The following is a 12601-nucleotide window of genomic DNA, read 5'->3' on the forward strand; positions in this document are numbered from 1 at the left end:
CATTGTTACAATAAAAATCCTATAATAAATATAAGAACAATGTATGGAGGAATTTAATCATGAAAACATATTTAGCTTTAGATGTTGGTGGAAGTTCAATTAAATATGCTTTAATTCAGGAAGATTCAACAATTTTAGAAAAATCTAGTGTCCCAACACCAATGGATACAATGGATCATTTTGTAGAAACAATAGGAGAAATATATGATCAATATAAAGATAATATTGCAGGAATGGCAATATCTATGCCAGGAATTATTGATCCTCAAAAGGGATATGCTTTTACAGGTGGAGCGTTAAAGTATATTTCAAAAATGAATATTGTTGATATTTTAAAAGAGAGATGTCCTATTAATATTACCATTGGAAATGATGCAAAGTGTGCAGCAAATGCAGAAATTGGCTATGGTAATTTGCAAGATATCCAAGATGGGGCTGTTGTTATTTTAGGAACTGGGATTGGTGGTTGTTTGATTAAGGATCATCAAGTGCATACTGGTAAACATTTTAGTGCTGGTGAATTTTCTTTTGTGAAGACAAATTGTTTAGATGGTATTGGCTGGAATTATGCATGGTCAACGAGAAATGGAATTACAGGATTATTAGAACGTGTACAGGAACAATTAGAAACAGATGAAAAATACACAGGGGTTGAAATCTTTGATATGGCTAATCAAGGAAATGAAAAAGTAATTGAAGGGATTAGTCAATTTTGTAAAGAAGTTGCTACTCAAATCTTTAATGTGCATATTATTTTTGATTGTGAAAAAGTCGCAATAGGTGGAGGAATTAGTGCACAACCTCTTTTAATAGAACTTATTAAAAAGCATTTTGATGATATTTTTAATCATTTAGGTTTTGATGTCTATAAACCAGAAATTGTTCCTTGTTATTATCGTAATGATGCTAATCTTATCGGAGCTTTATATCAACATATACAAACATTCCAATAATGAAATAGGCAATGACGAGTTCATTGCTTTTTTTGTAAAACTTCAAACGAAAATGAAATTATAAAAAATATGTAAAAATATGTTAAAAATAACTCAAAATCATGGTATTCGCCCTTATATTTGTTATACTTATACTATAAGGAGGAAGGATATCATGAAAAAGATATTGAAATTAGCTATGTGTTTATTAACAGTAGTAGGTCTTTCTGCCTGTGGAGGAGCATCTACTGAAAAACAGGAAGCTGTCGTAAAAAGTTTTTTTGATTATTTAAAAGCGGGAGATATTGAAAAATTATCCACTGTTTGTACAGAAGATAACGGTGATGTTGATGATTTGGTATCAATGATGGCATCGTTTGAAGAATTTCAAGATGTAGCGACATATGGACAAAAATTTGTGGATGAAGCCAATAAATTTATCGATAGTGCTTTTCAAAATTATGTCACTTCATATGAAATAAACAGTGTTGAGGAAGATGGAGATAACTATCTGGTTATTGTTGATGTCAAAATGAAAGATTATGACAATATTGATTTGAGCAGTGAAACAAATGATATTGTAGAAAAATATCAAACAGAACATTTATCTGAATTACAGGAAATTTATCTTTCACAAGGGGAACAGGCTATGATGGAAAAAATCTTTGGAGATATGGCAACGGAAATTTTTGGTGCTATGACAAAGGAAATGGAAGGTGCAAAAGATATAGATACACAGCTTAGATTTACACTTGTACCTAATGAAGATAATTGGCTTATTTCAAAAATTGAACAAAAATCAGAATAAAATATAAAAATAATGAACTATGGAAGACAAGGTCTTCCTTTTTTTAACTTTCTTTTCTATGCAAGAAAAATGTTTTTCTTTAAAAGGAGAACTGATATAATAGCACAGTGAGGAGGAACTCAATATGATAAAATGTATTGTATGTGATCTAGATGGAACATTAATAAAAAAAGATGACACTATTGAGGAACGAACTTGTCAGATATTAAAAAAATGTATTGAAAATGGGATAGAGTTTATTATAGCAACTGGTAGAGATATTAATATGGTCATTGACTTTTTAGAGCGTTATCAGTTAGATTGTGATTTGATCTTAAATAATGGAACACAATACTGTAATAAACAACAGACATTCAATGAAATTTATCCAATGGATAATCAAGCATTTCAAAAGATATCTACAATTTTATCATCATATGGTTATTTATTAGCTATACATACAAATCAAGGGAAATATTCTTTTGTAGATGCAGATGATTTTTGGGATTATCATTATAAATTATTGTTAGCTTCAAAGGATTATAAGGATTCATTACCAAAAAAGACTTTTACAACAAGAAGTGGTTATTTAAGAGATTTTCATTATGCAAAAGATGCTCAAGAAATGATAGAAAAAGGAATTAAAGTATTAAAAATTGATGCCAGACATTTAGACGCATATTCTATTCAAGGCGTAAAACAACAATTAAATATTGATGGTTTAGATATTTCTTCTTCTTTTGAAGATAATATTGAGATTACAAGTTCAATAACAAATAAAGGAAAATTATTAGAAAAAGTGATAAAAGAAAAAGGATATGCTTATGATGAAGTTGCTGTTTTTGGAGATGGACAAAATGACGTACCAATGCTTCAGTTATTTCCTTATTCTTTTGCACCTAAAAATGCTTCTCAAAGTGCTAAAGATGCTGCTCGTTATGTTCTTTCTACAACTAATGAAGAAGGAGCAGTATTTGCAGGATTGGAGCAGTTATATAAAGCAGGAATTTTAAAAATATAAATAAAATAGAGCAAGAAGATTGACGAAAAATGGAAAATTGATTATCATTAATATGGATATAAAATCCAAAATGAATAGGAGGAAAAAAGAATGGCAAAATTTGTTTGTACAGTATGTGGTTATGTTTATGAAGGAGATGCAGCTCCAGAAAAATGCCCTGTTTGTGGTGTTGGTGCGGATAAATTCGTAGAACAAAGTGGAGAAATGACATGGGCAGCTGAACATGTTGTTGGTGTTGCACAAGGTGTAAGCGAAGATATTATCAAAGATTTACGTGCTAATTTTGAAGGTGAATGTTCAGAAGTTGGTATGTATTTAGCAATGGCACGTGTAGCTCATCGTGAAGGATATCCTGAAGTTGGATTATATTATGAAAAAGCTGCTTGGGAAGAAGCAGAACATGCAGCTAAATTTGCTGAATTATTAGGAGAAGTTGTTACTGATTCTACAAAGAAAAATCTTCAAATGCGTGTAGAAGCTGAAAATGGAGCAACTGCAGGAAAAGTTGATTTAGCAAAACGTGCTAAAGAAGCTAACTTAGATGCAATTCATGATACAGTTCATGAAATGGCTAGAGATGAAGCTAGACATGGTAAAGCATTTGCTGGATTATTAAAAAGATATTTTGGTGAATAATATAAAAAAAGCCCGTTCTAGGGCTTTTTTTGTTTAATCATTTAAATTGATACATTTTTGATACATTTGATCTTTGGGTTTATGTCATAAAAGCACGAAGGAGTCAAGAGTTATATAGATATTCATTGAATCCGATGAAGCAAAGTGTCTAACTATTCAAACAATCAATATATGATGACATATGAAAATGAATACCTTACCTTAGATCTATTCTAATATATTATTTTTTCAAGATTTGTTGTTTAACTTGTACTCTATATTCATTCTCTTATATAATATATTATAGGTCAAAAATAATTAAGGGAGGAAGTTAAGTGAATGGGACAAGAATATTAGATGTTAAGTATGCTTTAACACAGATTCTTTATTTTGCATCTTTTAGTGCATTAATGGGGTATGCTTCAGTCTATTTATTAGGGCAGGGTGTTTCTAATTCATTAATAGGAACAACTTTAGCATTAGTCAGTATTATTGCTGTATTTACTCAACCAATGGCAGCTTCAGCCGTAGATAAAAAAGTCATTAAGCTACAGTCATTGGTTAATATTATTTTAATTGGAACAGTGATTTTATCATTATGTCTGTATTTCTTTGAATTACCTACAATGATGTTATTATGTGTTTTTGTAGGAATTGTCACATTTATGATGACTGTACAACCATTATTTAATTCTATGGCTTTTCTTTTTGAAAAATATGGTATACAAATTAATTATGGTTTAGCAAGAGGACTTGGAAGTGCTGCATATGCTTTAGCTTCAGCTGTATTAGGTTATCTTGTTGAAGATCTTGGAACAGGCGTCATTCCATTATTTTATATTATAGGAAATATCTTATTAATTATTGTTGTCTATACATATGTTGTTCCTAAAAATCAGCAACATCTTGTTCGACATGAACAACAAAATAAAGAAGAAACAGAACAGAAACAACTATCATTCTTTCAATTTTGTGCTCTTTATAAAAAATTTATGATTTTTGTTGTGGGGGTTGTTTTGGTTTTCTTTACACATACAATTATTAACAATTTCTTTATTCAAGTTATCACACCAATTGGTGGAACTGAAAGTCAAATGGGTATAGCTGTATTTATTGCAGCCATTGTAGAGTTACCGGCTATGGCTATGTTTAATATTATGCGTAAAAAAATCAATTGTGCAACATTATTAAAACTATCAGTTGTGATGTTTGCATTGAAACATTTATTAACTTTTTTAGCAACAAACATCTTCATGATTTATGTTGCACAGGTTTTACAAATTGGTGCTTATGCTATCTTTATACCTGCCAGTGTATATTATGTAAATGAAGTGATTTCTAAACAAGATCTTGTCAAAGGACAATCTATGGTTACTGTTGGGATTACAGCAAGTGGTATTATAGCCAACTTTGCAGGAGGAATTTTATTGGATGCTGTTGGTGTTTATCATTTATTGATGATTGGTGTTGTCGTATCAGTTGTCGGTGGTTTGATTGTGTTTGGGTCTATTGAAAAGAAAAAGGCGAATGTTATGGAATAAACAATCATATATCAAGAAGTTAAGCAGTTGAATTCAGTGAACGTGCTGATTGAAACTGCTTTTTATATTGAAGTAAAAAAGAAAGAAATTATTTATTTGATGTTTTTTGTAAAAAATGCTAATAGTTATTGTGAAATGATGTGATTATGGTATAATAGTGAACATCTTTTTATGATTGGAGGGATTTATTGAGGTAGGACTATATATGGTGTATTGAAGATAAAATCGACCCTTTGAAATACGCTGACGGTCAGCAGGTCATCGCCGATTTTATGACTGAATAAGTCTTATTGTGGGTTAGAAGCCCAGTTTTATGAGCGTACACTTGTAGAATCAATAAGAGTATTAAAAGCAATATGCTATATAAAGCTCAATGAATCTGATAAAAATTGAATAGTCAAAATAATCAGTAGTTACAAGTGCTCTCAAAAGGAAGGAGTATTTTAATGAAAAAATTATTTTTAATGTTATTATCTGTAGGAATGCTGGTAGGATGTCGTTCAAATAGTGTGAATATGAGTGATGAAATGAAAATTGATAATCCTATTGATTTATCAAAAGAAGATGGAGCAGACAGTGTCGAAAGACAAGGTGATCACGAAGATTCTATGTATTATGCTCATCCAGATTTTTATAATATGGAATCTACAGAATCATTGACAATTTTAAGTCACTTTCAAACATTACAACAATCTTCTGAATGGAGTTGTGGAGTAGATAGTGCTTTAATGGTATTAAATTATTATGATAAATTAGGTAATCATACAGAGGAATCTTTGGCACAATTGAGAACAAATGGTTTATCACCAGAAGCAACGAGCTTAGAATCAATGATTAAAATCTTTGAAGGTGTTGGTGGTATGGACATTCATTCTACATATGATTATACACAAGAAGAAGCAAGTGAAAAAATCAATCTGGATATGATTCGTCAATATTTAGAAAAAGGTGTGCCTGTCATGGTTGCATGGAACGATTGGGGTGGACATTGGCAGACAATTATTGGTTATGATGATATGAATACAGAAATAACACAGGATGATGTGATTATTGTTGCTGATTCTTATGATACGACTGATTATAATCAAGATGGTTATGGAATTATTCCAGCTGAACGCTTTTATTATAATTGGACAATGTATGATTTCTTTGAAAAGAATTATCAAATTGATGAAAGAGATCATTTGTTTATTGCAGTAGAACCAAAATAAAAATTTTTTGATACACGAAGTAGTCTTATATAGAGGCTACTTTTTATATAAAGTAAAAAAGGAGTGAATTATTAAGGAATGACAATCATACTTTAAAAGCATAATAGATAATAGATTATAAGTATTAGACATGATATATGGATATCAATATAATAGTGATGAGGAGTGGGAGAGATGTTTTCAAATCAAGAATTAAAAAATATGATTGTTCCTTTATTTTTTGAACAACTATTAGTGATGTTGGTTGGGATTGCTGATACATTTGTTGTCAGTTTTGTCGGTGAACAAGCAGTTTCAGGTGTATCATTAGTGAATATGTTTAATACAATTTTTATTTATCTATTTACAGCACTGGCATCAGGGGGTGCTGTTGTTATGAGTCAATATATTGGTAGTCATGATCACAAAAGAACAGTTCGTTCATCAAGCCAATTATTGATGTTTTCAACAGTTTTTTCAATTATTATTGCCATTATTGTTTTGATTTTTAATCGTACATTATTATCACTTTTATTTGGAAAAGTAGAAAATTCTGTCATGGAAGCTTGTGTCACTTATTTAAGAATATCGGCTTATTCTTATCCAGCATTAGCTATTTATAATGCAGGTGCTGCTTTGTATCGCAGTATTGGCAAAACAAGTACAACAATGTATATTTCATTGATTTCCAATATTATTAATGTTGTTGGTAATCTGATTGGTGTTTTTGTGTTCCATGCAGGTGTTGCAGGCGTTGCCTATCCTTCTTTGATAGCCAGAGCTTTTTCAGCTATTGCGATTACAGTTTTATGTTTTTCAAAGAAACAAATAGCTCATTATGAACAAAAAGATATCTTATGCTGTGATTTTCCAATGTTAAAAAGAATTTTAAATATTGCTGTACCTAATGGAATAGAAAATGGTATTTTTCAATTGGTTAAAGTGGCATTAAGTAGTGTTGTTGCATTATTTGGAACTTATCAGATTGCAGCTAATGGTATTGCCCAAAGTATTTGGTCATTAGCGGCATTAATTGGTTCTGCAATGAGTCCTGTTTTTATTACCGTTATTGGACAATGTATGGGTGCTCATAAAATTGATGAAGCTCAATATTATTTTAGAAAACTCATGAAATTAACACTTATTTTATCGATAATATGGAATGTTCTTATCTTTATACTGACACCTGTCTTTATGCAGTTTTATAATGTTTCCACACAAACCAAACAACTTGTTGTTATTCTTGTGTTAATTCATAATATTTTTAATACAGTTGCTTTCCCATTTTCAGGACCATTGTCTAATGGATTAAGAGCAGCTGGTGATGTGAAATATACTATGATTGTATCCATTGCTTCAACAGTATTTGGTCGTTTGATTTTTTCATTGATTTTTGCTTTAGGATTGAATATGGGTGTTATTGGAATAGCACTAGCAATGTGTTTAGATTGGACAATAAGAGGTATTATTTTCTATATTCGTTTTCGTATGCAAAGATGGACAAAATTCAAAGTTATTTAAATCTTCTTGTGATGAGAAGATTTTTTATATACAATAAAAGAAGAAAAGAGGGATATGATGATTAGAAATATTATGAAAGATCAATTCTTTTTAAAACAAAAATCAAAAGATGCAACACCAGAAGATATGAATATTGTTCAAGATTTATTAGATACAATGAATGCATATGAAACCTGTGTAGGTATAGCTGCAAATATGATTGGTGAATTAAAAAATATTATAGTGGTTAAGGATAAAAAAGACGATTTGGTTCTCATCAATCCAAAGATTATAAAAACAAGTTTAAAAACATATAACTGCCAAGAAGGATGTTTGTGTCATGAGGGTTTAAAAGAAACAAAGCGTTATGAAAAAATTAAAGTAGAATATTTTGATCAACATTTTCATCGCAAAATAAAAACATTTGATCAACAGACTGGGCAAATCATTCAACATGAAATCGATCATTGTCATGGTGTATTAATTTGATGAATGATTTTTATTTAATTTTGTAATTTAAAACCTTATAAAAGATTAAGAAGTTTAGATAAAAACATGTTATAAATTTTATAACATGTCAGGCTGTTGACAAAGTAAAAAGTCAACAGCTTTTAGTTTTCAAATAGAAAAATATATGGTATTATATCTATTGTCGTGGATGACTTCGTTCCAAATATGCAAATTTTGAGGCTCCACGACTTTTTATTTTACCACTATATCATGAAAATATGGTATAATGTAAATGCATATTTGGAGGTAAAATATTATGGCAATGACATGTTTAAACAATCGAAAAAATGACAGCTTGATTTTGAGTACTATAGATGAATTAGTACCATTGGATCACAAGGTAAGAGAGCTTGAAGAAGCTATTGACTGGAATTTCATATATCCTCTCGTTAGACCTTTATATAGTTCTTTTGGCAGACCAAGTATTGACCCGGTGGTACTTTTTAAAATGCTTTTTATCAACTTTGCATTTGGTATTCATTCCATGAGAAGAACATGTGAAGAAACAAAGGTGAACCTTGCCTACAGATGGTTTTTAGGGTTGTCCATTGATGATGAGGTTCCAAACTACTCAACATGGTCACAGAACTACATCAGAAGATATGGAGATTCTGAAGTTTTCGATGAGATTTTCAAAAAAATTATTGAAGAAGCCATCGCATATGATTTTGTGGATCTTGATACGGTATTTGGAGATGGAACACATCGAAAGGCCAATGCCAATAATAGAAAACATGAAAATAAGGCTGTAGAAATAGTAAAGAAATACTATGACGATGAACTTCTGGAGGAAATCAACAAGGATAGAAAAGCCCATGAGAAAAAGCCAATAAAGGAAACAAAGGATATAGAACTTGCATATGACGAAGAAACAGGTGAACTCATTGAAGGAAAAGGAACAAAATCAATAAAGGTAAGCAAGACAGATCCGGAAAGCGGATGCTTTCATAAGGGAGAAAAACAGAAATGCTTTGCATATACAAATCTAACATTCTGTGATAGACACGGATTTGTACTGCATAATACAGTGGCACCAGGCAATCAGCACGATAGTGTTGTTTTTCATGATGCATATAGAAAGCTGTTGAACACCTATGGAGATTTAATACATAACATCAGTTTAGATGCAGGATTCATGACACCAGCAATATGTCGAGAAATCATAGAAGATGGAATCAGAGCATATATGCCATATAAAAGACCCATGACAAAAAAAGGATACTTCAAGAAATATGAATATGTCTATGATGAAAAGTTGGATATTTATATATGCCCCAATAACAAGGATTTGAAATATACTACAACAAACAGATCAGGATACAGGGAATACAAATCAAATCCAAAGGACTGTGAAGGATGTCCATTTTTAGAGAAATGTACACAGAGCAAAAATCATCAGAAGGTCATCACAAGACATGTATGGGAGGAATATAGAGAAATAGCAGATGAGAACAGATATACACCAGAATGGAAAGATATCTATCCACTAAGAAAAGAGACGATAGAAAGAGTCTATGCAGATTGCAAAGAAAAGCATGGACTAAGATTCACAAGATTAAAAGGACTAAAGAAAAATCAACAGGAATCGTTGATTATTTTTGGCTGCCATAATTTAGGCAAATTAGCGAGAATGAAGAAAAGGAAAGGACTCATAAATATTCCTTCACCCAATAAAAAAGAAGGAAATATAAGGAAAACAATACAAATTTATCAATTTTCATAAAAAAATAAAAGAAGTGGTAGATTTAATAAAAAATTCTACCACTTTGTCAACAGTCTGACATGTTATAAATTTTATAACATGTTTTTATAATGGATAAATCAATATAATTTCATTGTCGATATTTGTATAATAGGGATGGCTTTAAAATAATAATGTTTCAAAAGCAATAATAGCTTCACCAAAGAAGGTGTTGGGACGATTCAAATCATGGGAGAATGAATCATATTGACCAATTGTAATAGGTAATGAAGATAGTTGAATAATAGGGGAGTGAGCATTACCTATAAAGCTGATGATAGGAACATGATTATGATGAGCCGTTTTAATAATTTCGTTTAAGCGTGGTGTTTTTCCAGAATAAGAAACAACAATAAAAACAGTGTTATCAAAAAAATGTGGACTAAACATTTCCATATGTACAACACACATAGCTTGATAACCTAAAAGGGTTAAACGTTGTTGCATGTATTCTGCAATAGGAGCAGAGAATCCTAGTCCAAAAACAATAATACGTTTGGAATGATCTTGAAGTAATGATTGGAATTGTTCATAGAAAGAACGATATTGTTCGTGAAAGTCGATAGTATGATTATCCTTGGTAGATGTCAGATGATAAATCATATCACTATAACCATCAAAACCAAATTTATTACACAATTTATAAATGGTTGATGTACTTGTATAATTATCTTTTGCCATTTGACGTATACCAATTGACTTTAAGTCGGTTAAATGTTCTTGAATATAACGAACAATCTGTTTTTCTAAATCATTTAATTCAAATTTTTCGGATAAATGCTCTAGATTCATATCAACACCTCCAAAACAATTATGTCATATTTAAAAGAAAGGAGCAAGAATTCATGGCTAAAAAAATGTATGATCCATGGTCAAAAATTACAACAAGAAATGGTTATGCAGGAGATGAAGTGATCTCTGCATTACAAAAATCTATTCGTAGAGGTTTAGAAGAACAGGCATGTATGTTCGCTTATGAATTGTATATTTCTTCACCACAGTTAGAAGAAAAATTATGGCGAAGATTATTAACAATTTCAGTAGAAGATATTGGTATGGGAAATCCAATGGCATCTGTTGTTGTGAATAATTTATATCAGATGAGTAGAGAATTTGATTATGCTGATGGAGATAGACCTATCTATTTTATTCATGCCATTAGATATATGTGCCAATCTGAAAAAGATCGTTCAAGTGATTTATTGAAAAATATTTGTATCAAATCTTTTGCAATGGGGAAATTACCAGAAATTCCTGATTATGCATTAGATAAACATACACAACGTGGACAGGCAATGGGAAGAGATTCATTCCATTTCTTAAATGAAGCGAGCCGTGTTTATCCACAAAAAGAAATTGATAATGATTATAAAGAAAGATATGCCAAAATCTTAGAAGAATATGATCCAGAAAATGTTGTGGATACAGCATTTCAGTTTAATGGATGGCAATTTTAAAAGGGAGAGTAAAAAATGATTAGTCGATTAGAACAGTTATTATCACCGCTTGGAAATAAGTTAGGAAATCAAAGACATTTACAATCTATTTCTAATGGAATGATGATGTCACTTGCATTGATTGTTGTAGGATCAATATTTTTAATTATCGCCAATCCACCAATTAATTTAGATATCGTGGATATGAATACAGGTAATATTTTCCTAAAAGCGATGATTGCCTGGAAACAATGGGCAGTAACAAATTATAATACCATTACTATTCCATATACAATGACAATGGGATTAATTGGTTTAGTCACAGCATTTGGCGTTGCTTATTGTTTAGCTGAAAGCTATCAAATGAAACCAGCAATCAATGGTATTATTTCTATGTGTGTATTCTTGATGATTTCAGCACCTGTAACTGATGGACAGTTATCAATGACATACTTAGGAGCAGATGGATTATTTGTGGCTTTAATTGTAGGACTCATTTCAGTTGAAATATGTCGCTTGGTAGGAACAAAAGTTATCTTTACTTTTCCAGATAGTGTACCAACGGCCGTTACAAACTTTGTCAATTCATTATTGCCATTAGCAGCTAATATTATCATTATTTATGGTTTAAATTTAATTTTAATGGGAGTAAGTGGACAATCACTACCACAATTTATTATGAGTATTTTAACACCTGCTATTTCTGGTGTTGATAACGTATGGGCATATATGGGAATCTTTGCCTTTTCAAATATTTTATGGTTATTTGGAATTAATGGTTCTTCTATTATTTTCCCAATTGTTTTCACTTTAGGCATTACAAATTCAGGATTAAATGCAGAATTGATTAATGCTGGACAAAGTGCAGAACATATCATGAACTTACAGATGTATAGATATGCAGTTCTTGGTGGTGGAGGTAACACATTAGGTCTTGTCTTATTGATGTGCTTTTCTCAAGTGAAACATTTAAAAACGATTGGACGTTTAAGCGTTATTCCAGGAATTTGTGGTATTAATGAACCCGTTATTTTTGGAGCACCAATTGTCTTAAATCCTATTTTAGCAATACCTTTTGTTTTCATGCCATGTATTTCTATTGGACTTGGTTATTTGGCACAAAGTATAGGTTTAGTAAGTATGGGGTATATCGTTGACCCATCATTTACACCATTCTTTGCACAAGGATTCTTATCAGCATTAGATTTAAGAAATGTTATCTTTATGTGTGTATTGATTGTTATAAGTATGGTTGTGTATTATCCATTCTTTAAGGTTTATGAAAAATCAATAGCTCAAAAAGAAGGTATTGAAGAAAAATAATAAGA

Annotated in this window: 11 protein-coding genes and 1 pseudogene; 11 read left to right on the plus strand and 1 reads right to left on the minus strand. The window is 30.8% G+C overall.

What is annotated here, in order from left to right; translation table 11 throughout:
• Window positions 1-59 precede the first annotated feature (59 nt).
• From KEC48_RS12345 to KEC48_RS12385, 9 genes and pseudogenes are all read left to right on the plus strand, one after another.
• Window positions 60-953 carry an ROK family protein gene (locus KEC48_RS12345; RefSeq protein ID WP_211962596.1) on the plus strand — a complete coding sequence of 298 codons (894 nt, stop codon included), beginning with the start codon at window positions 60-62 and terminating at the stop codon, window positions 951-953.
• 154 nt (window positions 954-1107) lie between these two features.
• Window positions 1108-1740 carry a hypothetical protein gene (locus KEC48_RS12350; RefSeq protein WP_211962598.1) on the plus strand — a complete coding sequence of 211 codons (633 nt, stop codon included), beginning with the start codon at window positions 1108-1110 and terminating at the stop codon, window positions 1738-1740.
• A gap of 124 nt (window positions 1741-1864) precedes the next feature.
• Complete coding sequence (locus tag KEC48_RS12355) at window positions 1865-2740, plus strand: Cof-type HAD-IIB family hydrolase (RefSeq protein ID WP_211962600.1); 876 nt, start codon at window positions 1865-1867, stop codon at window positions 2738-2740.
• 90 nt (window positions 2741-2830) lie between these two features.
• The gene (locus KEC48_RS12360) at window positions 2831-3376 is read left to right on the plus strand and encodes a rubredoxin-like domain-containing protein (RefSeq protein ID WP_087245789.1); all 546 of its coding nucleotides are present in this window, start codon (window positions 2831-2833) and stop codon (window positions 3374-3376) included.
• 314 nt (window positions 3377-3690) lie between these two features.
• On the plus strand, window positions 3691-4896 hold the full coding sequence (locus tag KEC48_RS12365; RefSeq protein ID WP_211962602.1) for an MFS transporter: 1206 nt from the start codon (window positions 3691-3693) through the stop codon (window positions 4894-4896).
• Window positions 4897-5342: 446 nt separating this feature from the next.
• Window positions 5343-6107 carry a C39 family peptidase gene (locus tag KEC48_RS12370; RefSeq protein WP_211962610.1) on the plus strand — a complete coding sequence of 255 codons (765 nt, stop codon included), beginning with the start codon at window positions 5343-5345 and terminating at the stop codon, window positions 6105-6107.
• A gap of 174 nt (window positions 6108-6281) precedes the next feature.
• A complete protein-coding gene (locus KEC48_RS12375; protein WP_211962612.1) occupies window positions 6282-7607 on the plus strand; it encodes an MATE family efflux transporter in 1326 nt (441 codons plus the stop codon).
• A gap of 57 nt (window positions 7608-7664) precedes the next feature.
• The gene (locus KEC48_RS12380; RefSeq protein ID WP_205089408.1) at window positions 7665-8075 is read left to right on the plus strand and encodes a peptide deformylase; all 411 of its coding nucleotides are present in this window, start codon (window positions 7665-7667) and stop codon (window positions 8073-8075) included.
• Between the two features lie 283 nt (window positions 8076-8358).
• Window positions 8359-9723, plus strand: a pseudogene (locus KEC48_RS12385) (IS1182 family transposase); the annotation flags it as partial.
• 237 nt (window positions 9724-9960) lie between these two features.
• Here the strand turns inward: KEC48_RS12385 and KEC48_RS12390 are convergent.
• The gene (locus KEC48_RS12390; protein ID WP_087358747.1) at window positions 9961-10629 is read right to left on the minus strand and encodes a MurR/RpiR family transcriptional regulator; all 669 of its coding nucleotides are present in this window, start codon (window positions 10627-10629) and stop codon (window positions 9961-9963) included.
• Window positions 10630-10682: 53 nt separating this feature from the next.
• Here KEC48_RS12390 and KEC48_RS12395 point away from each other — a divergent pair, with 53 nt between their 5' ends.
• Both KEC48_RS12395 and KEC48_RS12400 read left to right on the plus strand, forming a co-directional pair.
• Window positions 10683-11294, plus strand: coding sequence for a hypothetical protein (locus KEC48_RS12395; protein WP_211962613.1), 612 nt, complete (start codon window positions 10683-10685; stop codon window positions 11292-11294).
• A gap of 15 nt (window positions 11295-11309) precedes the next feature.
• A complete protein-coding gene (locus KEC48_RS12400) occupies window positions 11310-12596 on the plus strand; it encodes a PTS transporter subunit EIIC (RefSeq protein WP_211962615.1) in 1287 nt (428 codons plus the stop codon).
• The last annotated feature ends 5 nt before the right edge of the window (window positions 12597-12601 follow it).

It is taken from the genome of Clostridium sp. C1, from assembly GCF_018223625.1.
Lineage (GTDB): Bacteria > Bacillota_I > Bacilli_A > Erysipelotrichales > Coprobacillaceae > Allocoprobacillus.